Genomic DNA, 22,694 nt, shown 5'->3' on the forward strand with positions numbered 1-22,694 from the left:
AAAGGGCAGACTGATGTTCTTAATTATATTAATAAAATCGCTCATCATTGGCGGCCTGGTAGGCGTCGGTGTTGGAGCCGGGGCTGCACGCATGTTTCATGCGCCTACCACTCAGGGTATGGGCGCGTTTCGTACGTTGGGGGAACTGAACTCCTGCGAAGGGGATCCGGCTTCTCACTTCTCCTTTGGGTTAGGCTTCTTCTTTAACGCCTGGGCCTCTTCCGTGGCCGCAGGTGCCTTCACACAGGACGTAGACCACCGCATCATCCCAAACTGGGGTGCTGCAGCCTTGATGATCAAAAACCGTAACGTCGGCGAAACGCTGCACGATCCCCGCAAGATGGCGATTGCCTGCGGCATCATCGGCATGATTGTTGTCACCTTCCTTAACCTGACTGCCTCGTCTGTTCCGGCCGCACTGCAGGTCACCGCCGTGAAGGTGCTGGTACCGGCGGCAAACCTGCTGGTCAACACCGTGATGCCGGTGATCTTCTGGCTGGCGGCCATCGACGCGGGTAAAAAATCCGGCTTCTGGGCGACCATCTTCGGCGGCGCAGCGCAACTGATTATGGGTAACGCCGTACCGGGCCTGGTACTGGGGATCCTGATCGGTAAAGGCGTGGAAGAGAGCGGCTGGAACCACGTCACCAAAGTGATGATGGCGGCCATCGTTCTGCTCTTCGTGCTGAGCGGCTTCTTCCGCGGCTTCGACATGAAGATGATTGAATCCTTCCATCTGACCGTGCCGAACTGGCTCGACATGATCCACAACTCGCTCAGCGGTAAATAACAGGAGCCTCTACATGGAACAGAATAAAGGTTTTTGGTATGCCGACTGGTCGTTCCCGATCTTCGTTGGCCTGCTCTCCTCCGGCGTGTTTGCCGGGACGCACATGTACTACCTCTACGGCATCGGCGCGTTTAACGAAGTGGCCTTTGTGGCGATGCTGAAGGCGGGAATTGATACCGGTGTATACGGCGCAGTGGCGGCGTTCGGCGCAAGCTTCCTGTTCGCCCGTATTATCGAAGGATCGCTGGTAGGGATCCTCGACATCGGCGGGGCTATCCAGACCGGCGTGGGTCTGGGTGTGCCAGCACTGCTGCTGGGCGCGGGAATCATGTTCCCGGTGACCAACTTCATTGCCTCGCTGATTACCGGCCTGGTGATTGGTCTGGCGATCGGCTACGTCATCATCCTGGCGCGTAAGTTCACCATCAACCAGAGCAACTCCACCTACGGGGCGGACGTGATGATGGGCGCGGGCAATGCCTCCGGTCGTTTTCTGGGGCCGTTGATTATCCTCAGCGCCATGACCGCTTCTATTCCGATTGGCGTCGGTTCCCTGCTGGGCGCGCTGCTGTTCTACATCTGGCAGAAGCCGATCACCGGTGGTGCCATCCTTGGCGCCATGATTTTAGGCTGGTTGTTCCCGGTCGCCCTTTAATACCTGCGGGCGCGCTGGCGCCCGCCTTATCAGGAGAACCCCATGTTTGATTTACTCCTGCGCCGTGCGCGCCTTAGCGACGATACCCTGACCGATATCGCCATTCTGGACGGGAAAATTGCCGCAACAGGCGATATAGACGCTCCCGCCCGCAAAACGGTGGAGCTGAACGGTGACGTGTTCGTCAGCGCAGGCTGGATCGACTCCCACGTCCACTGCTACCCGAACTCCCCTATTTACCACGACGAACCGGACAGCGTGGGTATTGCCACTGGCGTCACCACCGTGGTGGATGCGGGCAGTACCGGTGCCGACGACGTGGACGATTTCTACGAAATCACCCGCAAAGCCTCAACCGAGGTCTTTGCCCTGCTGAATATCTCCCGCGTGGGGCTGATTGCCCAGAACGAGCTGGCCAATATGGCGAATATTGATGCCGATGCCGTGAAGCAGGCGGTGAAACGGCATCCTGATTTTATCGTCGGGCTGAAAGCGCGCATGAGCAGCAGCGTGGTGGGTGAAAATGGTATTACGCCGCTGGAGCGCGCGAAAGCCATTCAGAAAGAGAACGGCGACCTGCCGCTGATGGTGCACATCGGCAATAACCCGCCTAACCTCGACGAAATTGCCGAGCTGCTGAGTTCGGGCGACATCATTACCCACTGCTACAACGGCAAGCCAAACCGCATTCTGACGCCCTCCGGCGAGCTGCGCGCCTCCATCACCTCCGCCCTGAAACGCGGTGTGCGGCTGGACGTAGGCCACGGTACGGCGAGCTTCAGCTTTGAAGTGGCGAAACGCGCCATCGCGATGGGCATTCTGCCGCACACCATCAGCTCGGATATCTACTGCCGCAACCGCATCAACGGCCCGGTGGGCTCGCTTTCGAGCGTGATGTCGAAATTCCTCGCCATCGGCATGTCATTGCCGCAGGTGATTGACTGCGTCACCGCCAACGCCGCCGACGGCCTGCGCCTGACGCGCAAAGGGCGTATCGAACCCGGCCTCGACGCCGACCTGACGCTGTTCACCCTTAAACGTCAGCCGACGGTGCTGACGGATGCTGAAAACGACAGCCTGCAGGCTGAACACATTCTGGTGCCGCTTGCCGCGATCCGCGCGGGCAAGGGCTACATGACCGAACAAGGGAGCACGGAACATGCCTTCGATTTATGAGAAGTACAACTTAAAGCAGGTTATCAACACCTCCGGCCGCATGACGGCGCTGGGTGTCTCCACGCCGCGCCCGGAGGTGGTGCAGGCGGCGATGGACGGCATGAATCACTATTTCGAGATGAAAGATCTGGTCAATAAAACCGGGGAATACATCGCGAAGCTGCTGGATGTGGATGGCGCGACGGTGGTCTCCTGCGCATCCGCGGGCATCGCCCAGTCCGTGGCGGCGGTGCTGGTGAAAGACAGCGACTGGCTGCTGGAAAACCTGCACGTTACCCCAATTGAGAACAACGAAATCGTGCTGCCGAAAGGGCACAACGTTAACTTTGGCGCGCCGGTGGGCACCATGGTGGCGCTGGGCGGCGGCAAGCTGGTGGAAGCGGGCTACGCTAACGAATGCTCAGCCGAGCAGCTGGCGGCGGCCATCACCCCGCGCACCGCGGCGATCCTTTACATCAAATCGCACCACTGCGTGCAGAAAAGCATGCTCAGCGTTGAGCAGGCAGCGGTCGTGGCGCGCAAACACGATCTGCCCCTGATCGTCGATGCCGCAGCGGAAGAAGATCTGCATACCTATTACCGCTCCGGCGCCGACCTGGTGATCTACAGCGGCGCGAAAGCGATCGAAGGGCCCACCAGCGGCCTGGTGATCGGCAAGACCCAGTACGTTGAGTGGGTGAAGCGCCAGACGGCGGGCATTGGCCGCGCCATGAAGGTGGGTAAAGAGGGGATCCTCGGCCTGACCTGTGCCATCGAACACTACCTGACGGCGACTAAAGAGAGCGGGGCGGAGATGGTGGCGAAGATGACGCCGTTTATCGACGCGCTCAACACCCTGAACGGCGTTACCGCGCGCGTGGTCTGGGACAGCGCCGGTCGCGATATCGCGCGTACCGAGATTAAGTTCGACGAAGCCGTAACCGGCATCGGCACCGGCGAGCTGGTGAATGCCCTGAAGCAGGGCGAATACGCCATTTATTTCCGCGGCTACAAGGCCAACGAAGGGATTATCGAAGCGGACGTGCGCAGCGTGAACGCTGACCAGCTGAACATTGTTTACCGCCGCATAAGCGAAGTGTTAGGACAGGAGAAAAAGGCATGAAACTGACCCCCAATTTTTACCGTGACCGCGTCTGCCTGAACGTGCTGGCAGGCTCAAAAGCGAACGCCAGCGCCATTTACGAGGCGGCGGAAGGTCATGTGCTGGTGGGCGTGCTCTCCAAAAATTACCCGGACGTGCCCAGCGCGGTTGCTGATATGCGCGAGTACGCGGCGCTGATTGATAACGCGCTCTCGGTAGGCCTGGGGGCGGGTGACCCGAACCAGTCGGCGATGGTGAGCGAAATCTCCCGTCAGGTGCAGCCGCAGCACGTTAACCAGGTTTTCACTGGTGTAGCCACCAGCCGTGCGCTGCTGGGGCAGAATGATTCGGTGGTCAACGGTCTGGTCTCCCCGACCGGCACCGTCGGGATGGTAAAAATCTCCACCGGCCCGCTGAGCAGCGCGGCACCGGACGGCATTGTGCCGGTTGAAACGGCGATCGCCCTGCTGAAAGATTTTGGCGGCAGTTCAGTCAAATACTTTCCGATGGGCGGCCTGAAGTGCCGTGACGAATACCTGGCCGTGGCGGAAGCCTGCGCCCGTCACGACTTCTGGCTGGAGCCGACCGGGGGAATCGATCTGGAAAACTACGAGGCGATCCTGCAGATCGCCCTGGACGCGGGCGTGAGCAAAATCATTCCGCATATTTATAGTTCGATTATCGATAAAGCCAGCGGCGATACGCGTCCGGAAGATGTGCGTACGCTGCTTGCGATGACGAAGAAGCTGGTGAAGTAAAACAAAACCTTACCCCTCACCCCAGCCCTCTCCCCAAAGGGGAGAGGGTGTAATCGTCCCCTCTCCCCTTTGGGGAAAGGGTTAGGGTGAGGGGGGAACACACCGCATAACCCCAAAGGAGCCACCATGCACACCCGTACCCTGCTTGTCGCTTCACTCTCTTTACTGGCTAACGCCGCTATCGCCCAGCCGCAGTACGCCTGGGTCGGCACCTATAACCCCAACGGGGAAGGGCTGTACCGCTTTACCGTCGACCCGAGCACCGGTGCGCTCGGCGATAAAACGCTGGTGAGTCAGCTGCCGAACGCCGCGCAGCTGGCCGTCTCGCACGATGGCAAAACGCTGTATCTGGCAAGCGAAGTGGAGCAGGGCGTGGTGCAGGCGCTGCGGATAGATGATAACGGCGAGCTGAGCGAGCTGAATCAGGTCTCCTCCGGCGGTGCGGGGCCGGTGTATCTTTCGCTCACGCCGAACGGTCAGCATCTGCTGGTGGCGAACTACGTAAGCGGATCGATCGCAGTGCTGCCGATCAAAGCCGATGGCAGCCTGGGTGACGCCACGGATCGGCATCAGGATCAGGGTGAGCCAGGCGCTGCGAAACCGGAGGCGGCAGCAGAAGGCAGTTTTGCTATCAGCGATCATAATGGCCCCCATGCGCACATGATCGCCGCCGATCCGAGCGGGAAATATGTGTTTTCCACCGATCTGGGGCTGGATCGTATCTATCAGTACCGCTTTGACGATCGAACCGGCAAGCTGACGCCGAACGATCCGCCGTTTATCAGCGCCTCCTCAAAAGGAGCCGGGCCGCGGCACTTTGCCTTTACGCCGAAGGGGGATGCGCTGTGGCTGATTAACGAAGAGGCGTCTACGCTCACCCATTATACGCTGGACAGCAACGGCAGGCTGAAAGAGGGCAAAACGCTCTCCGCGCTGCCAGAAGGTTACAAAGGCACCAGTTTTGCGGCCGGACTGGCGCTGAGTGCAGATGGTAAACAGCTGTACGTGGCTAACCGTTTGCATAACAGCATCGGGCATTTTACCGTAACAGCGGAGGGCACGCTGACGCATCAGGACGATGTCTGGACGCGTGGCGACTACCCGCGCACCCTGACGCTCGATAAACAGGGGCGCTGGCTGTACGTCATGAACCAGCGCAGCGACAACATTACCCGTTTCCGCGTCGGTCAGGACGGCAAGCTAAGCTTTGAGTCAGACTACACCCCGGTCGGCAGCCCATCCCAGATGGTCATTTCACCCTGAGCAGTAAGAGGACAACGACGTGCGATTTCCGAACCAACGTTTAGCGCAACTTTTTGATCTGTTGCAAAACGAGACGCTGCCGCAGGACGAGCTGGCGCAGCGGCTGTCGGTCTCCACGCGAACCGTCCGGGCGGATATTTCCGCCCTGAACGCGCTGCTGGCAAGCCACGGCGCGCAGTTTATTCTCAGCCGCGGCAATGGCTACCAGCTCAAAATTGACGATGCGGTACGTTATCAGCAGCTACAGGCTTCCCATCCGCGCGCGCTGCGCATTCCCCGTACCGGGCCGGAGCGCGTGCATTATCTGGTGGTGCGTTTTCTCACCTCGGCGTTTTCACTCAAGCTGGAAGACCTGGCCGATGAGTGGTTCGTCAGCCGCGCCACGCTGCAGAGCGATATGGTGGAGGTGCGGGAGTGGTTCCACCGCTACAACCTGACGCTGGAAACGCGTCCACGCCACGGCATGAAGCTGTTTGGCAGTGAGATGGCGACCCGCGCCTGTCTGACCGATCTGCTCTGGGAGCTGGCCCAGCAGGACAGCCTGAACCCGCTGGTGACCGACGTGGCGCTCAATGCCGGAGTAGCAGAGCAGATGGTGCCCGTACTGCACGAGGCGCTGACGCGGCATCACATCCGCCTGACCGACGAAGGCGAGCTGTTCCTGCGACTCTACTGCGCGGTGTCGGTGCGCCGGATCAGCGAGGGGTATCCACTGCCGGAATTCCACGCCGAAGATGTGGAAGAGAATGTGCGTGACGCGGCGAAAGATATCGCGGTGACCATTCAGCAACTGGCGGGCAAAGCGCTGTCCCCTTCGGAAGAGAGCTGGCTGTGCGTGCATATCGCCGCGCGGCAGATCCAGGATATCGCGCCGAGCGCCATCAATGCGGATGACGACGAAGCGCTGGTCAACTACATCCTGCGCTATATCAACACCCACTATAACTACAACCTGCTCAGCGACGAGCAGCTGCATGCGGATCTGCTTACCCATATCAAAACCATGATCACCCGCGTGCGGTATCAAATCATGATCCCGAATCCGCTGCTGGATAACATCAAGCAACACTATCCGATGGCGTGGGATATGACGCTGGCGGCAGTCTCAAGCTGGGGCAAATACACGCCGTATGTGATCAGCGAAAACGAGATTGGCTTCCTGGTGCTGCATATTGGCGTCGGGCTGGAGCGCCACTACAACATTGGCTACCAGCGCCAGCCGCGCGTGCTGCTGGTGTGCGATGCCGGTAATGCCATGGTGCGTATGATTGAGGCGGTGCTGCAGCGCAAATACCCGCAGATTGAGGTCACACGCACGCTTACGCTTCGCGAGTACGAGCAGACGGAATCCATTAACGAAGACTTTGTGATCTCAACTGCCCGCGTCAGTGAAAAGTCTAAGCCGGTGGTGATGATCGCCCCGTTCCCGACGGACTACCAGCTGGAGCAGATTGGCAAGCTGGTGCTGGTTGACAGAACCCGTCCGTGGATGCTGGACAAATACTTCGACGCTGCGCATTTCCGTATTCTCAACGCCCCTGTGGACCAGCAAACGCTGTTCCGCGAGCTCTGCGTCCAGCTTGAAGAGGAGGGTTTTGTGGGGGCTGAGTTCCTCGACTCGGTCGTTGAGCGTGAAGCCATCGTCAGCACCATGCTCGGCGACGGCATCGCGCTGCCGCACTCCCTTGGCCTGCTGGCACAGAAAACGGTGGTCTATACCGTGCTCGCCCCGCACGGCGTCCAGTGGGGCGACGAAACCGCCCACGTTATCTTCCTGCTCGCCATCAGCAAAAGCGAATACGAAGAGGCGATGGCGATCTACGATATTTTCGTCACCTTCCTGCGCGAACGTGCGATGTCACGGCTCTGTAGCTGCGGAGATTTTGCCGAGTTTAAGGCGGTGGCGATGGAGAGTTTGAGCCGGTTTTGAGAGGCGTTATCCAGAATTCGATGTAATGCGAATGTAATGCTAAACTGCATTACACATTCGATTCGCCTGGAGGCATAATGGCTACGCTTAACGTCCGTCTGGATGACAAACTCAAAAACGAGGCTTATGCCGTGCTGGAAAAACTCAATATCACCCCAACAGAAGCCGTGCGACTCCTTTTTCAGTACGTTGCGGAGACGGGGCGCATGCCGGTGAAAACGGTCACGATTAGCGACAGCGAAGATGCGCTGATACAGACAGTCCGGGAGCGACTGGCTAATCCGCAAAAGGGAATTAAGGTTAGTCTGGATGACTTATGAACTGGAATTTGACCCGAGGGCGTTAAAAGAGTGGAGCAAGCTGGGGGAGACTGTAAAAAAGCAGTTCAGGAAGAAACTTGCCGAGGTGTTGGTAAACCCCCGGATCGAATCGGCCCGTCTGCATACCCTGCCTGATTGCTACAAAATAAAACTCAGATCCCAGGGTTACCGTTTGGTCTATCAGGTTCAGGACAACGTGGTAACGGTAGTTGTCATCGCTATTGGGAAAAGAGAGAAATTAACCGTATATCACGATGCTAACAAACGGCTATAGCGTTCAGCGCAAATGATGCACAACCTGGTTACTGCTGCCGCGCCAGATAAGCGCCGGGTCTTTTAAATCCTGTACAAATTTGCCGTCGACCAGCACGTTAATCAGATCCACCACTTCCCTTTGCTGCGCGTTCAGCTCGTCCAGCTTATAGCCCGTCCAGACCCAGATATCTTTTCCTGCGCACTCGCGGCGAATGCGTTTCACCAGCTTCAGGATCTCCGGCACGTTTTGCGGATGCAGCGGATCGCCGCCGGAGAGCGAAATCCCCTGGCGTTTGATGCGGGTGTCGTTGAGGTCGTTAATGATCCGGTCTTCCACCTCGGCAGTAAACGGCATGCCGGAATTGAGCCGCCAGGTGCTTTTGTTGTAGCAGCCAGGGCATTCGTGCACGCAGCCTGAGACAAAAAGAGTGCAGCGGGTGCCGGGGCCGTTAACGATGTCGACGGGGTAGTACTGGTGATATCGCATAGAAATGTCCAGAGAATGTATGCGCGCTGATGCCCTCACCCCGGCCCTCTCCCACGGGGAGAGGGGGAAGAGTTCCCTCTCCCTTGAGGGAGAGGGCTAGGGTGAGGGGGAGAACACGGAACTTACCCGATCTGCCCATTCCCTAAATGCTTCACGCGGCGTTTCACCTCTTCCTGCTTACCGGCGTTGAACGGACGCGCATCCGGGCTGCCAAGATAGCCGCACACGCGGCGGGTTACCGATACGCGGGCCGCATCGTGGTTGCCGCATTTCGGGCAGGTAAAGCCTTTACTGGTACACTCAAACTCGCCGGTAAAGCCGCACTCGTAGCACTCGTCGATAGGCGTGTTGGTGCCGTAATACGGCACGTGCTGATAGCTGTAATCCCACACGTCTTCCAGCGCTTTAAGGTTGTGCTGGATGTTCGGGTATTCGCCGTAGCAGATAAAGCCGCCGCTGGCGATAGGGGGATAAGCCGCTTCAAAGTCAATCTTGTCGTACGGGTTAACCTTTTTCTCCACGTCCAGGTGGAAGCTGTTGGTGTAGTAACCTTTATCAGTCACCCCTTCCACAATACCGAACTCGGCGGTGTCCAGACGGCAGAAACGGTCACACAGGTTTTCGCTCGGCGTGCTGTACAGGCTAAAGCCGTAGCCGGTCTCTTCTTTCCACTGGTCAACGGCATCGCGCAGGCGCTGAACAATGGCGATGCCTTTCTCGCGCAGCGCGTCGCTGTCATACATATGCGTGTTGCCAAACAGGGCGTTGATGGTTTCGTGAATGCCGATATAGCCCAGCGAGATCGACGCACGACCGTTTTTGAAGATCTCAGACACATCGTCGTCCGCTTTCAGACGTACGCCGCAGGCCCCTTCCATATAGAGGATCGGTGCCACGCGTGCCTTGACCCCTTCCAGACGGGCTATGCGGGTCATCAGCGCTTTACGTGCCAGGTGTAAACGCTCATCCAGCAGCGCCCAGAAGGTGTCTTCATTACCTTTGGCTTCCAGCGCGATGCGCGGCAGGTTCAGGCTTATCACGCCCAGGTTGTTGCGGCCGTCATGCACCTGCTCACCATTTTCGTCCTCATACACGCCGAGGAAGCTGCGACAGCCCATCGGGGTTTTAAACGAACCGGTGACTTTCACCACCTGGTCGTAGTTCAGAATGTCCGGATACATACGCTTGCTCGCGCACTCCAGCGCCAGCTGTTTAATGTCGTAGTTCGGGTCACCAAACTTATGGTTCAGGCCGTCGCGGATGGCGAATACCAGTTTCGGGAACACCGCCGTTTTGCGGTTTTTGCCAAGACCGGAGATACGGTTACGCAGAATGGACTGCTGAATCAGACGCGATTCCCAGCTGGTTCCCAGACCAAAGCCGAACGTGACAAACGGCGTCTGACCATTCGCGGTATGCAGCGTGTTCACCTCGTACTCCAGCGACTGGAACGCGTCATAGCACTCTTTCTCGGTGCGGGAATGGGCGTAGCCGTCAGCATCGGGGATCTGCCACTCTTCCGCCGTTTTACGGTGCTTCTTAAAGCTGGCGGTAACAAACGGGGCCAGCACTTCATCAATGCGGTTAATGGTGGTGCCGCCGTAAATGTGGCTCGCGACCTGGGCGATAATCTGCGCCGTGACGGCCGTCGCTGTGGAGATGGACTTCGGCGGCTCAATCTCGGCGTTACCCATTTTAAAACCGTGGGTCAGCATGCCTTTGAGGTCGATCAGCATGCAGTTAAACATCGGGAAGAACGGCGAGTAGTCGAGATCGTGGTAGTGGATCTCACCGCGCTCGTGCGCCGATACCACGTCGCGCGGCAACAGATGCTGACGGGCGTAGTGTTTAGCCACGATACCGGCCAGCAGGTCGCGCTGGGTCGGGATCACCTTGCTGTCTTTATTGGCGTTTTCATTGAGCAGGGCGGAGTTGGTCTGCTCGACCAGACCCCGGATTTCCTGATTCAGACGACCGCGCTTCTCACGCTGGACGTCGCGGTCGTGGCGGTACTCAATATAAGCGCGCGCTAACTGCTTGTAAGGACCAGACATCAGCTGGTTCTCAACCGCAGTCTGGATCTCGCTGATATCCACCTGGCTGCGTTCGTTCATCTGGCGGCTAACGACGTCTGCGACGGTGGCGCAGTAATCTGCGTCATCGACTCCCGCTGCTTTAGCTGCACGCAGAATGGCTTCCTGAATGCGCTCTGATTTAAACGGCACTTTACAGCCATCACGTTTCATCACATGCGGTGTCATGATCACTCCATTTTAAAAACAGGTTATCCACAGAGGTGGGGAAGTATGCACCGGGTGGATTATCAGCCAGCCCAATGACTTCCCGCGTTCCCGACCCTTGTTATCCACAATCCCGGAGAGCGGAGTCGCCGTGTTGTTGTTGGAATAGTAGACGATAAATACAAGATGTTGGGTCGGCCAGCATTTTAAGTGCTACATATAGTGATTTGCATCAAACATGTTTGCGATTTTTTTGATTCAGAACAAAGTAAAAAGACGAGAGTACAAACGGCGGGCGCTGGAGCGAATGTAAATCCGCAAAGGAAAAATCTGATTAATTATTCAACAAAAACAGTAAAGTAAGCCGGGCGCTGCTGTTACGCCCGGCGGGAGATTACGCCTGTAGCCACCAGACGGCTTCAAACGGACGTAGCGTGGTGGTATGTGGGGCCGGGTAATTACTCATGACGGCCTGCCACTCACCGCTGAGAACATCAGATTCCCATTCATGAGACTGATGGCTGAGGTTAGCCACCACCACCAGGGTTTTCCCCTGCCACTGGCGGCGATAACACCACAGGAACGGATGTTCCGGCAGCAGATCCTGATAATCGCCCCACGTCAGCACCGGCAGGGTTTTGCGCAGGCGAATCAGCGACTGGTAGGTATAAAACACCGAATCGGGATCGTCCAGCGCCGCGCGGGCGTTCACCGTCTCGTAGTTGTCGCAGACGCCAATCCACGGCTCACCTTCGGTAAAACCCGCATTGTGCGAGGCATCCCACTGCATCGGCGTGCGCCCGTTATCGCGCGACTTACTCGCCAGAATCGCCAGGAGTTCGTTCGGATCGCGGCCGTTAGCCCGCAGTTCGGCGAACATGTTCAGGCTTTCCACGTCGCGGTAATCGGTGATGCGGCTGAAGTGCGGGTTGGTCATGCCAAGCTCTTCACCCTGATAGATATACGGCGTGCCCTGCATCCCGTGCAGCACCATGCCCAGCATCTTCGCCGCCGGTACGCGGTATTCGCCTTCATCGCCAAAGCGCGACACAATGCGCGGCTGATCGTGGTTACACCAGAACAGCGCGTTCCACGCTTTGTTATGCATCCCCTGCTGCCAGTGGTTGAAGAGGGTTTTCAGCGCCACGAAATCCGGTTTTGCCAGCGTCCATTTTTCGCCGCCGGGGTAATCCACCTTCAGATGATGGAAGTTAAAGGTCATCGACAGCTCGCGCCCGTCGAGAGACGCATACTGCTGGCAGTTCTCCAGCGAGGTGGAGGACATCTCGCCCACCGTCATCAGATTACGCGGCGTAAAGACGTCGCGGCTCATCTCCTGGAGATATTCATGAATGCGCGGCCCATCGGTGTAGAAGCGGCGACCGTCGCCAATATCGTCATTCGGGAAAGCCTGGTCTTTCGAAATCAGGTTAATCACATCCAGACGCAGGCCGTCCACGCCGCGATCGGCCCAGAACTCGCACACCTTTTTCAGTTCGGCGCGCACGGCCGGATTCTCCCAGTTGAGATCCGCCTGCTCCGGGGCGAAGAGGTGCAGATAATACTGCTCGCTCTCGGCGTGCCAGCGCCAGGCGTTGCCGCCGAATTTGGAGCGCCAGTTGTTGGGAAGCTGCTCCGGCGTGCCGTCGCGCCAGATATAAAACTGGCGGTACGGGCTGGCTTTATTCAGTGATTCACGGAACCAGGCGTGCTGGGTTGACGTGTGGTTAAACACCATATCCAGCACGATGCGAATGCCGCGTTCATGCGCCCGGGCGACCAGCTCGTCAAAGTCATCCAGCGTGCCGTACGCCGGGTCGATGGCGGTGTAATTCGCCACGTCGTAGCCGTTATCCACCTGCGGGGAGATGTAAAACGGCGTCAGCCAGATGGCGTCAATACCGAGGGTTTTCAGGTAGTCCAGCCGCTGCGTCACGCCGCGCAAATCGCCGGTGCCGCTGCCGGTCGTGTCCTGAAAACTTTTTGGGTAAATCTGATAGATGACTCCGTTCTGCCACCAGTGAGGAAGGGTATTCATAATGCGTTCCTGCAAATGCGAAGGGGCGCAACTGCGCCCCGAAAGATGAAGTTAAACAATCTGCAGCGCGCCCTGACGGAACTTACGCTGGTAAACCACGGTAGTGAGCGCCATAGGGACGATGATCGCGATGGCCATCGCCAGGGCAAACACCTGCCAGAAGGCGGGCTGAATGGAGAGAATACCCGGCAGGCCACCAACGCCGATGCCGTTTGCCATCACGCCGTTGAGACCACACACCAGACCCGCCAGACCAGAGCCGATCATGGCGCAGAGCATCGGGAAGCGGTATTTCAGGTTGATACCGTACATCGCCGGTTCGGTGACCCCGAGATACGCGGAGATGGCGGCCGGAACGGAAATTTCACGCTCGTTATGCTTACGGCTGACCAGAATAATGCCCGTTACGGCAGATGCCTGAGCGATGTTAGACAGCGCGATAATCGGCCAGACCGGCGTGCCGCCAAGGCTCTGGATCATCTGCATATCAATCGCCAGCGTGGTCTGGTGTACGCCGGTGATCACCAGCGGGGCGTACAGGAAGCCGAACAGCGCGGCACCAATCGGCGCGAAGCTGCCGGTCATCAGGTGACGGACGGCAAAGGCCACGCCGTCGCCGATCATGCGGCCAAACGGACCGATAAAGGCGTGCGCCAGGAACACCGCCAGGATCAGCGAGCAGACCGGCACCACTACCAGATAGAGGTAATCTGGCACGATGCGTTTCAGGCGCGTTTCAATAAAGCCCAGCGCCAGACCCGCCAGCAGTGCCGGGATAACCTGCGCCTGATAGCCCACTTTGGCGATGGTGAACAGGCCAAAGTTCCACACTTCCGGCGCCTGCTGGCCAAGTAAGTAAGCGTTCATTAACTGCGGAGAGACCAGCGTTACGCCGAGTACGATACCCAGAATCGGGGTACCGCCCATTTTACGCACGGCGGACCAGCAAATCCCCACCGGCAGATAGAAGAAGATCGCTTCGCCAATCAGCCACAGGAAGTCGTAAATGGTTTTCAGCGCCGGGTACATCTGCGCCAGGGTTTTGCCGTCGCTCATCGGCACATCACCGATGACGTTACGGAAGCCTAAAATTAAGCCCCCGCTGATCAGCGCCGGCAGCAGCGGGAAGAAGATCTCTGCGAAGTGGGAGATAAGCTGCTCGTGCCATTTCATATTCTGGCGCGCGGCTTTTTTGGCCTGCTCTTTATCTGCCGCGTTGTGCCCGGTAGTGGCGAGCAGAGCCTGATAGTAATCGCCCACTTCGGTACCAATAACCACCTGGAACTGCCCGGCGTTGGTGAAGCAGCCTTTCACCATCGAAAGCGCTTCAATCGCTTTCGGATTGGCTTTGGCCGGATCGTTCAGCACGAAGCGCAGGCGGGTAATACAATGGCTGACCGTCGCGATGTTTTCGCGACCGCCCACCAGGACGATCAGCTGATCGATATCTGCTTGTTTGACTTTACTCATCATGAAACCTCATGACAGATGGGAGGGGTGTAATGACCTGAGCGCAAGCCTACTCCTTCAGCGGGACGGCGAAAATGGGAACGTTCCCGAAATCGGGCGAAGATCACAATAAACCGATTTATGGCGGTTATGAAAGATGGACGGGAATGACGATTTGGCGGGGTTCTGCGCGCCCGTTGATCTGCTCAATCAGCTGTGCGGCGGCCTGACGGCCGGACTCAGCGTAGCCCGGATCGACGGTGATGATCTCCGGGTGCAGGAACTTCATCAGCGGGGTACTGCCTACGCTGGCAACCTGCAGCTCGTCGATGCGCTGTTCCTGTAAATATTTGCTCGCACCCAGCGCCAGGGTGTCGGTCGCGCACACCAGCGCGGTGGTCTGCGGGGTCAGCACGCTGGCGACCTGTTCATAGCCCTGCTTCATGCCAAGCCCGGGCAGGGAGGCCACGGCAGAGAGGTTGTGCTTTTTGCAAAACGCCAGATAGGCTTCGTGACGGCGTTTGCCGGTGGTGACGTCCGCGTGCGGTACGCCAAGATAGCTGATATGACGATGGCCTTTTTCGTACAGGCGCTGCATCAGGGTAATAATCGCCCCTTCATCGTCATAGCAGACGGAGGCAAATCCGTGGGCATCGCGTGCCAGCAAGACCAGCGAGGGTTGCCAGGGTTTGAGCATCTCTTCTTTAATGCCGGTAAAGCCAAACAGGACCACCCCGTCGATGTTGCGTCGCGCCAGCATCCCCAGATGCTCTTCCACCAGCTGTGGCGAGAACTGGCTCTCCATCATGATTGGATCGTAACCCTGCTCATAGAAGGCGGGCAGCATGGTTTGTACGGCGAGGTTTTCAGAGAGGGAATCCAGACGCGAGACAATAATGGCGACCACTTTATCGCTCTGTCCGCGCATGGCGCGTGCGGAACGGGAAGGGGAAAACCCGTGCTGATTCATCACCGCCTCGACGCGCTCGCGCGTGCGTTCGCTGACACCGCTCTCGTTGTTCAGCACGCGCGACACGGTGGATTTCCCCACGCCGCTTAAACGCGCAATGTCTTTAATCGTAAGGCGGTTTTGCATGCTGTATTCCCTGTAACAACGATAACGGTGTCAAATGAGCCTAATGCTATAGCGCTAATTCGCTATGGGCAAAGTCTGGTTTACGTTCGGTTTATTTGAGGGTGGGTATAATACCGCCCGACGCGCCGCTTAGGGTACGGTTAAATCCTTATACTGCGCGGCGTACCCCTTATTTTTACTTACCGGAGGCGACATGGATCCCGATCCCACACCTCTCCTGACCAGGAGAACCCCTTCTTTCCGGTAAGCCAGCCTTGTGCTGTCTCACCGGTGATGTGAGGCAGCAACGTTCTGAACGTTCCTGCTTGAAAATTTAAGTGCCTGTCAGGTACGGCTTTGCCACGCCTGCAGGAATGACTGCGTCCGCCCTGGCGGATGCGGGGGAATGACTATGTTTAAAAATATCACCCGGCAGCTGCAGGCGCTGCTGAGCCGCCACCTGCCACACCGTCTGGTTCAGCGCGATCCGCTGCCAAACGGCAAAAATTTCTCCGGCGCCACTATTCCCGCCAGCCTGACCGAGCGTTGCCTTAACGTGGCGGCGATGGATGAGAACGAAGTCTGGCGCGCCTTTAACGGACACCCGGAAGGGCTGAATGCGGCTGAAGTGCAAAAAATCCGGGCCGTGCATGGCGATAACCTTATCCCGGCGCAAAAGCCAGCGCCGTGGTGGGTGCATCTGTGGATCTGCTACCGCAACCCCTTCAACCTGCTACTGACGGTGCTGGGCATTATCTCTTATGCCACTGAAGATCTGTTTGCCGCAGGCGTTATCGCCCTGATGGTGGGGATCTCCACGCTGCTTAACTTTATCCAGGAAGCGCGCTCCACCAAAGCGGCGGATGCCCTGAAGGCGATGGTCAGCAACACCGCGACTGTGTCGCGAGTCATTAACGATCTGGGTGAAAACGCCTGGGTCGAACTGCCCATCGACCAGCTGGTGCCGGGCGATCTGGTGAAGCTCGCCGCCGGGGATATGATCCCGGCGGATTTACGCATCATCCAGGCGCGCGATCTGTTCGTGGCCCAGGCCTCGCTCACCGGGGAGTCCCTGCCGGTGGAAAAGGTGGCGCGGAGCCGCGATCCGCAGCAGATGAACCCGCTTGAGTGCGACACCCTGTGCTTTATGGGCACCACGGTGGTCAGCGGCACGGCGCAGGCGATTGTCACCGCCACCGGTGGCAATACCTGGTTTGGTCAGCTTGCCGGACGTGTGACAGAGCAGGAGAGCGAGCCGAATGCGTTCCAGAAAGGGATTGGCCGCGTCAGCATGCTGCTGATCCGCTTTATGATGGTGATGACGCCGATTGTGCTGCTGATCAACGGCTACACCAAAGGCGACTGGTGGGAAGCCGCGCTGTTTGCGCTCTCCGTGGCGGTTGGCTTAACGCCGGAAATGCTGCCGATGATTGTCACCTCCACCCTGGCGCGCGGGGCGGTGAAGTTGTCAAAACAGAAGGTAATCGTCAAACACCTCGACGCCATTCAGAACTTTGGCGCGATGGACATTCTCTGCACCGACAAAACCGGCACGCTGACGCAGGACAAAATCGTGCTGGAGAACCACACCGATATCGCCGGTAAAACCAGCGAACGCGTGCTGCACAGCGCCTGGCTGAACAGCCACTACCAGACCGGGCTGAAAAATCTGCTCGATGTTGCTGTGCTGGAAGGGGTGGATGAAGAGTCTGCCCGCTCACTCTCTGGCCGCTGGCAGAAGGTGGATGAGATCCCATTCGATTTTGAGCGCCGCCGGATGTCGGTGGTGGTCAGCGAGCAGCCGGATGTGCACCAGCTGATCTGCAAAGGCGCGTTGCAGGAGATCCTCAATGTTTCCACCCAGGTGCGCTACAACGGCGACATCGTGCCGCTGGACGACACCATGCTGCGCCGCATCAAACGCGTCACGGATAACCTGAACCGTCAGGGGCTGCGGGTGGTGGCGGTGGCGAGCAAATTCCTGCCTGCACGCGAGGGAGACTATCAGCGTATCGACGAATCCGATCTGATCCTCGAGGGTTATATCGCATTCCTCGATCCGCCGAAAGAGACCACCGCTCCGGCGCTGAAAGCGCTGAAGGCCAGCGGGATCACCGTGAAAATCCTTACTGGCGACAGCGAGCTGGTGGCCGCCAAAGTGTGCCACGAAGTGGGGCTGGACGCGGGTGACGTGGTGGTAGGCAGCGATATCGAACACCTCAGTGACGACGAGCTGGCTCAGCTTGCCCGGCACACCACGCTGTTTGCCCGCCTGACGCCGATGCATAAAGAGCGCATCGTCACCCTGCTGCGTCGCGAAGGGCACGTGGTGGGCTTTATGGGCGATGGTATCAACGATGCGCCCGCGCTGCGTGCGGCGGATATTGGCATCTCCGTGGACGGGGCGGTGGACATCGCCCGCGAAGCGGCAGACATCATCCTGCTGGAAAAGAGCCTGATGGTGCTGGAAGAGGGCGTGATCGAAGGGCGTAGGACTTTTGCCAACATGCTGAAATACATCAAAATGACCGCCAGCTCCAACTTCGGTAACGTCTTCAGCGTGCTGGTGGCGAGCGCGTTTCTGCCGTTCCTGCCGATGCTGCCGCTGCATCTGCTGATCCAGAACCTGATGTACGATGTCTCTCAGGTGGCGATCCCGTTTGATAACGTCGACGACGAGCAGATCCAGAAGCCGCAGCGCTGGAACCCGGCGGATCTGGGGCGTTTTATGCTCTTCTTTGGCCCGATCAGCTCCATCTTTGACATCCTGACCTTCTGCCTGATGTGGTTTGTGTTCCACGCCAATACACCGGAACATCAGACCCTGTTCCAGTCCGGCTGGTTCGTGGTGGGGCTGCTGTCGCAAACGCTGATTGTGCATATGATCCGCACACGTCGTATTCCGTTCATCCAGAGCCGAGCCGCCTGGCCGCTGATTGTGATGACGGGGATTGTGATGGCGCTCGGCATCGCGCTGCCGTTCTCACCGTTGGCCAGCTACCTGCAGCTGCAGGCGCTGCCGCTGAGCTACTTCCCGTGGCTGGTGGCGATCCTCGCGGGCTATATGGTGCTGACGCAGATGGTGAAAGGGTTTTACGCGCGTCGGTATGGGTGGCAGTAAAAACATACCCTCACCCTAACCCTCTCCCTGGAAGGGAGAGGGGATGATTACACCCTCTCCCCTTTGGGGAGAGGGCCGGGGTGAGGGGATTGGCTTTCCTCTCAAATTCAAGAACCTGTGATCTCCGTCGGCGCATTCGCTTGACGACAAATTGAGCGCATGTTAACAGAATGTTTTGCCTTTATACCCTAAATAATTCGAGTTGCATGAAGGCGGCAAGGGAGTGAATCCCCGGGAGCTTACATAAGTAAGTGACCGGGGTGAACGAGTGCAGCCAACGCACAGGCAACTTGAAGTATGACGGGGATATTTGGCCCGTCAGATAAGGAACATTCATGTTACGGTACAGCCTCTTAACCGCCGGGCTGCTGCTCGGCGCGTCAGCGTTTGCCGCCCCGGCAGGCGATCTTCCCCTGATGCCCTGGCCTGCGAAGGTTGAACGCCCGACCACTCAGGGCGCGCTGGTGCTCAATAATCAACTCTCCGTAAGCGTCAGCGGAGACGATCTCGGTGACGCCGTTAACCGCCTGCGCCAGCGCATTGCCCTGCAAACCGGCTGGACGCTGCAGCCGCAGGCCGACAAACCCGAAAAACCGACCATCCGCATTGCCATCGCCAAAAAAGTGAAGCCGCAGCCGCTGCCGGACAGCGACGAAAGCTACAGGCTGACGGTGGATGCCAACGGGGTGGATATCTCCGCCAATACCCGTTTCGGCGCGCTGCGTGCCATGGAAACGCTGCTCCAGCTAGTGCAAAACGGCGCGGAAAACACCTCTGTACCGTGGGTGACCATTGAAGATTCCCCGCGCTTCCCGTGGCGCGGGCTGCTGCTGGACTCGGCGCGCCACTTTATCCCGCTGGCGGATATCAAACGCCAGATCGACGGTATGGCCGCGGCAAAACTCAACGTGCTGCACTGGCATTTAACCGACGATCAGGGCTGGCGTTTCAGCTCAAAGCGCTATCCTAAGCTGACCCAGCTTGCCAGCGACGGGCTGTTCTACACGCCAGAGCAGATGCGCGAGATTGTCCGCTATGCTGCCGATCGCGGTGTCCGCGTGGTGCCGGAGATCGATATGCCGGGCCACGCCTCGGCCATTGCCGTGGCCTACCCGGCGCTGATGAGCGCGCCGGGGCCGTACGAAATGGAGCGCCACTGGGGAGTCTTAAAGCCGGTGCTGGATCCGACCAAAGAGGCCACTTACGCGTTTGCTGACGCGATGGTCAGCGAACTGGCGGCGATCTTCCCCGATCCTTATCTGCACATCGGTGGCGATGAGGTGGACGACAGCCAGTGGAAAGCGAATCCGGCCATTCAGCAGTTTATGCGCGACCACAAGCTGGCGGACAGCCACGCGCTGCAGGCGTATTTCAACCGCAAGCTGGAAACGATCCTTGAAAAACACCACCGGCAGATGGTGGGCTGGGATGAGATCTACCATCCCGATCTGCCCAAAAGCATTCTGATCCAGTCCTGGCAGGGGCAGGATGCGCTGGGACAGGTGGCGCAGAACGGCTACAAAGGGATCCTCTCGACGGGCTTCTATCTCGATCAGCCGCAGTCCACCGCTTACCACTACCGCAATGAGATCGTGCCGCAGACCTTAAACGGCGTGGACGTGATTGCCGACACCGACAGCGCCCAGAGCTGGGCCTTCTCCATGCCTCGTCTGAAAGGCAAGCCGATCGAAGGCAGCTTTACGCTGGTGAAAGGGGAGTCCGGCTGGCGCGGATTTATTGATTTTGCCGGCAAGTCCCGCCGCGCGGTGGATAACATTGCGTGGCGCGATGACAATCAGGTGACGTTTACCGTTGATACCTGGATGGGCGAAACGCGCCCGGTGGTGTCGGTTGATAACGATAAGCTCACGGGTTATTTCCTGGTGGGGAATGTCCGCTACCCGATCAGCGGCACGCGTCTGGATGAGGTCCCTAAAGGCACTCCGCCGGTAGTGCCGGATATCGCGCATCAGGTTAATCTGCTTGGCGGAGAAGCCGCGCTGTGGGCGGAAAACGTGGTGGCGCCGGTGCTGGATATCCGTCTGTGGCCGCGTACCTTTGCGGTGGCGGAGCGGTTATGGTCCGCGCAGGATGTTACCGATGTCGACAACATGTACACCCGCCTGCAGGCGATGGACAGCTGGTCGACGGTCTCGGTCGGGCTGCAGCAGCACACCCAGCAGCAGGTGCAGTTCACGCGCCTTGCCGGGAATGCCGATACGCTGCCGCTGCAAATCCTCGCCCAGGCGGTGGAGCCTGTGCAGTATTACACTCGTCAGCATCTCAAATTCCAGGCCGGAAACTACCATCAGTTTGAGCCGCTCAACCGCTTCGCGGATGCGCTGAACGCTGAAAGCGCCACCGTGCGCCAGATGAACAAATGGGCCGACCGTCTGGTAAGCGACGCCGAGGATACCGAAAGTGCCGACGCGCTGCGCCATGTGTTTAACCGCTGGCAGAGCAATACCAGCGACGCGCTGGCACTGAGTGAAAACAGCTATCAGCTGAAGGCGATCAAGCCGGTGATGCAGGAGGTGGACAAGCTGGCCTCGATTGGCCTGAGGCTCACCGATCTGGTGGCGCGTCAGGGCACGCTGGACGATAAAGAGATCGCCTCAATTCAGAGCGAGCTGGATAACGCGGCGAAGGTTCAGGACGAAGTGGTGATTGCGGCGGTGTACCCGCTGGAGACGCTGCTGCGCGCGACGCGGAATCAGTAGACCCCCTCACCCTAACCCTCTCCCAGGGGGAGAGGGAATTAATACACCCTCTCCCTTTGGGCTGAGGGTTCCCCAGAAAAATGAAAAGCACGATGAAGTGTGATCTACTGGTTGCGCTAACAAATCAGAAGAGACCTCATCGTGCCTTTACAGACAGTCTGCCAGAAATTTTTCTCCGCGTCTTTACCGGACGTTCACAGCTTCCGGATTAATGTCCTTGTTTCCATGGCCGTTGCCCTCACGCACGGTGCGGATCTGACCCTGACCAGCCTTGGTCGCACTCTTCCCGGCAGGGCGCACGTCAAAAATAAAATTAAACGTGTTGACCGTGCCCTGGGTAATACCGCCCTTCACCGGGATATTCCCCGTATTCAGCATCTGCTCACACATACCATCACCTCCCTTATGCCCTTCTGTGTGATTGCTGTCGACTGGACAGGCTGGCATGACAGGAACTGGTATCTTCTGCGGGCAAGCCTGGTCTGTAATGGTCGCTCACTGCCGCTTATGAGTGAGGTTGTCCCCGCAGAGCTGGCGCAGAACAGCGATGTACAATGCCGCTTCCTTGACCGCCTGCATGATGCCATCCCGAAAGATAAAGCCGTCACCATCATTACGGATGCAGGCTTCAGGACAGACTGGTTCCGGCATGTCAGCCAGCTGGGCTGGAGCTTCACCGGCAGGGTCAGGGGCTGCATCAGCTTCCGGCTGGACGGAGATAAAAAGTGGATGAAAATCAGTGAGCTTGAGGCTACCGGACAACCGGTCTGCGTGGGTTACGGTGTCCTGTCCCGTAAACCACGAACGCCCTGTTACGGCCGGTTCTATCTGCATAAGCGCCCTGACGCAGGGCGTCAGGGAAAAGGGGGGATGCCGAAAACACAGCGGGAACACCGCAGTAGCGCGCGGGAGCCCTGGCTGCTGTTCAGTAATGCAGAGGGACTGGAGCCGCACCAGATAATGGCCCTGTACAGCCGCAGAATGCAGATAGAACAAAACTTCCGGGACGACAAAAGTCCACGCTTCGGGTTCGGTCTGAGGCTGAGCCGGAGTCAGGGAAAAGGGCGACTGGAAGTGCTGAATATGGTCGCGGCAATGGCAAGCCTGGTGATGTGGCTGGCAGGTTACAGGGCAGAAAGGCAGTGTTTACACTGGCACTATCAGGCAAGCAGCATCAGGCACAGACGGGTTCTGTCATACCTGAGTCTGGCAGAAGAAGTCATCCGGCATGAGCCCGGGAAAGTGAGACGGCTGAATATAGTTAACGAGATGAAAAAGCTGGGAAAAGAGTACAGTAATATGGTCATGGTGGCATGACCATATTACTGGGGATCCC

17 protein-coding genes are annotated in these 22,694 nt (G+C 58.2%); 12 read left to right on the forward strand and 5 right to left on the reverse strand.

Going from position 1 to position 22,694, the window contains the following annotated elements; genetic code table 11:
• Window positions 1–13 precede the first annotated feature (13 nt).
• The 9 genes from ACQG22_RS02495 to ACQG22_RS02535 all read left to right on the forward strand — a co-directional run bounded on the left by ACQG22_RS02495 (window position 14) and on the right by ACQG22_RS02535 (window position 8,247).
• The gene (locus tag ACQG22_RS02495; RefSeq protein ID WP_006810337.1) at window positions 14–790 is read left to right on the forward strand and encodes a DUF4311 domain-containing protein; all 777 of its coding nucleotides are present in this window, start codon (window positions 14–16) and stop codon (window positions 788–790) included.
• A gap of 13 nt (window positions 791–803) precedes the next feature.
• The gene (locus tag ACQG22_RS02500; RefSeq protein WP_013095350.1) at window positions 804–1,445 is read left to right on the forward strand and encodes a DUF4310 family protein; all 642 of its coding nucleotides are present in this window, start codon (window positions 804–806) and stop codon (window positions 1,443–1,445) included.
• A gap of 42 nt (window positions 1,446–1,487) precedes the next feature.
• The gene (locus ACQG22_RS02505; protein WP_038418558.1) at window positions 1,488–2,621 is read left to right on the forward strand and encodes an amidohydrolase/deacetylase family metallohydrolase; all 1,134 of its coding nucleotides are present in this window, start codon (window positions 1,488–1,490) and stop codon (window positions 2,619–2,621) included.
• A complete protein-coding gene (locus ACQG22_RS02510) occupies window positions 2,605–3,723 on the forward strand; it encodes a DgaE family pyridoxal phosphate-dependent ammonia lyase (RefSeq protein ID WP_369706913.1) in 1,119 nt (372 codons plus the stop codon). Before ACQG22_RS02505 ends, ACQG22_RS02510 begins: the two co-directional genes overlap by 17 nt.
• The gene (gene dagF, locus ACQG22_RS02515) at window positions 3,720–4,460 is read left to right on the forward strand and encodes a 2-dehydro-3-deoxy-phosphogluconate aldolase (protein WP_013095353.1); all 741 of its coding nucleotides are present in this window, start codon (window positions 3,720–3,722) and stop codon (window positions 4,458–4,460) included. The genes ACQG22_RS02510 and dagF overlap by 4 nt, the downstream gene beginning before the upstream one ends.
• A gap of 126 nt (window positions 4,461–4,586) precedes the next feature.
• Window positions 4,587–5,723 carry a lactonase family protein gene (locus ACQG22_RS02520; protein ID WP_222169091.1) on the forward strand — a complete coding sequence of 379 codons (1,137 nt, stop codon included), beginning with the start codon at window positions 4,587–4,589 and terminating at the stop codon, window positions 5,721–5,723.
• Window positions 5,724–5,742: 19 nt separating this feature from the next.
• A complete protein-coding gene (locus ACQG22_RS02525) occupies window positions 5,743–7,653 on the forward strand; it encodes a BglG family transcription antiterminator (RefSeq protein ID WP_151347751.1) in 1,911 nt (636 codons plus the stop codon).
• Window positions 7,654–7,730: 77 nt separating this feature from the next.
• Window positions 7,731–7,973 carry a type II toxin-antitoxin system RelB/DinJ family antitoxin gene (locus ACQG22_RS02530; RefSeq protein ID WP_008501400.1) on the forward strand — a complete coding sequence of 81 codons (243 nt, stop codon included), beginning with the start codon at window positions 7,731–7,733 and terminating at the stop codon, window positions 7,971–7,973.
• Window positions 7,963–8,247, forward strand: a complete 285-nt coding sequence (locus ACQG22_RS02535) for a type II toxin-antitoxin system RelE family toxin (protein WP_222169090.1) — start codon at window positions 7,963–7,965, stop codon at window positions 8,245–8,247. The genes ACQG22_RS02530 and ACQG22_RS02535 overlap by 11 nt, the downstream gene beginning before the upstream one ends.
• Before the next feature lie 3 nt (window positions 8,248–8,250).
• Here ACQG22_RS02535 and nrdG read toward each other — a convergent pair whose 3' ends face one another.
• From nrdG to treR, 5 genes are all read right to left on the reverse strand, one after another.
• Entirely contained in the window at window positions 8,251–8,715 is a 465-nt protein-coding gene (nrdG, locus tag ACQG22_RS02540; protein WP_013095356.1) for an anaerobic ribonucleoside-triphosphate reductase-activating protein, read from the reverse strand.
• Between the two features lie 122 nt (window positions 8,716–8,837).
• A complete protein-coding gene (gene nrdD / locus ACQG22_RS02545; RefSeq protein ID WP_246932100.1) occupies window positions 8,838–10,976 on the reverse strand; it encodes an anaerobic ribonucleoside-triphosphate reductase in 2,139 nt (712 codons plus the stop codon).
• A 373-nt stretch (window positions 10,977–11,349) separates the two neighbouring features.
• Complete coding sequence (gene treC, locus ACQG22_RS02550) at window positions 11,350–12,993, reverse strand: alpha,alpha-phosphotrehalase (RefSeq protein WP_246932098.1); 1,644 nt, start codon at window positions 12,991–12,993, stop codon at window positions 11,350–11,352.
• 51 nt (window positions 12,994–13,044) lie between these two features.
• The gene (gene treB, locus ACQG22_RS02555; protein ID WP_038420863.1) at window positions 13,045–14,463 is read right to left on the reverse strand and encodes a PTS trehalose transporter subunit IIBC; all 1,419 of its coding nucleotides are present in this window, start codon (window positions 14,461–14,463) and stop codon (window positions 13,045–13,047) included.
• A gap of 127 nt (window positions 14,464–14,590) precedes the next feature.
• A complete protein-coding gene (gene treR / locus ACQG22_RS02560) occupies window positions 14,591–15,538 on the reverse strand; it encodes a trehalose operon repressor TreR (protein ID WP_020688716.1) in 948 nt (315 codons plus the stop codon).
• A 391-nt stretch (window positions 15,539–15,929) separates the two neighbouring features.
• Here treR and mgtA point away from each other — a divergent pair, with 391 nt between their 5' ends.
• From mgtA to ACQG22_RS02575, 3 genes are all read left to right on the forward strand, one after another.
• On the forward strand, window positions 15,930–18,638 hold the full coding sequence (gene mgtA / locus ACQG22_RS02565) for a magnesium-translocating P-type ATPase (RefSeq protein ID WP_038985657.1): 2,709 nt from the start codon (window positions 15,930–15,932) through the stop codon (window positions 18,636–18,638).
• Between the two features lie 335 nt (window positions 18,639–18,973).
• A complete protein-coding gene (locus ACQG22_RS02570; RefSeq protein ID WP_369706912.1) occupies window positions 18,974–21,358 on the forward strand; it encodes a beta-N-acetylhexosaminidase in 2,385 nt (794 codons plus the stop codon).
• Window positions 21,359–21,499: 141 nt separating this feature from the next.
• Window positions 21,500–22,675 carry an IS4 family transposase gene (locus tag ACQG22_RS02575; protein WP_038418736.1) on the forward strand — a complete coding sequence of 392 codons (1,176 nt, stop codon included), beginning with the start codon at window positions 21,500–21,502 and terminating at the stop codon, window positions 22,673–22,675.
• Window positions 22,676–22,694 lie beyond the last annotated feature (19 nt).

Source organism: Enterobacter cloacae complex sp. 309I3 (assembly GCF_050031595.1).
Taxonomy (GTDB): domain Bacteria; phylum Pseudomonadota; class Gammaproteobacteria; order Enterobacterales; family Enterobacteriaceae; genus Enterobacter; species Enterobacter cloacae.

Excerpts from the sequence above, each read along its gene's own strand:
- ACQG22_RS02495 (WP_006810337.1), top strand. The coding sequence starts at position 14 with ATGTTCTTAATTATATTAATAAAATCGCTCATCATTGGCGGCCTGGTA.
- ACQG22_RS02500 (WP_013095350.1), top strand. The coding sequence starts at position 804 with ATGGAACAGAATAAAGGTTTTTGGTATGCCGACTGGTCGTTCCCGATC.
- ACQG22_RS02505 (WP_038418558.1), top strand. The coding sequence starts at position 1,488 with ATGTTTGATTTACTCCTGCGCCGTGCGCGCCTTAGCGACGATACCCTG.
- ACQG22_RS02510 (WP_369706913.1), top strand. The coding sequence starts at position 2,605 with ATGCCTTCGATTTATGAGAAGTACAACTTAAAGCAGGTTATCAACACC.
- dagF (WP_013095353.1), top strand. The coding sequence starts at position 3,720 with ATGAAACTGACCCCCAATTTTTACCGTGACCGCGTCTGCCTGAACGTG.
- ACQG22_RS02520 (WP_222169091.1), top strand. The coding sequence starts at position 4,587 with ATGCACACCCGTACCCTGCTTGTCGCTTCACTCTCTTTACTGGCTAAC.
- ACQG22_RS02530 (WP_008501400.1), top strand. The coding sequence starts at position 7,731 with ATGGCTACGCTTAACGTCCGTCTGGATGACAAACTCAAAAACGAGGCT.
- ACQG22_RS02535 (WP_222169090.1), top strand. The coding sequence starts at position 7,963 with ATGACTTATGAACTGGAATTTGACCCGAGGGCGTTAAAAGAGTGGAGC.
- nrdG (WP_013095356.1), bottom strand. The coding sequence starts at position 8,715 with ATGCGATATCACCAGTACTACCCCGTCGACATCGTTAACGGCCCCGGC.
- nrdD (WP_246932100.1), bottom strand. The coding sequence starts at position 10,976 with ATGACACCGCATGTGATGAAACGTGATGGCTGTAAAGTGCCGTTTAAA.
- treC (WP_246932098.1), bottom strand. The coding sequence starts at position 12,993 with ATGAATACCCTTCCTCACTGGTGGCAGAACGGAGTCATCTATCAGATT.
- treB (WP_038420863.1), bottom strand. The coding sequence starts at position 14,463 with ATGAGTAAAGTCAAACAAGCAGATATCGATCAGCTGATCGTCCTGGTG.
- treR (WP_020688716.1), bottom strand. The coding sequence starts at position 15,538 with ATGCAAAACCGCCTTACGATTAAAGACATTGCGCGTTTAAGCGGCGTG.
- mgtA (WP_038985657.1), top strand. The coding sequence starts at position 15,930 with ATGTTTAAAAATATCACCCGGCAGCTGCAGGCGCTGCTGAGCCGCCAC.
- ACQG22_RS02570 (WP_369706912.1), top strand. The coding sequence starts at position 18,974 with ATGTTACGGTACAGCCTCTTAACCGCCGGGCTGCTGCTCGGCGCGTCA.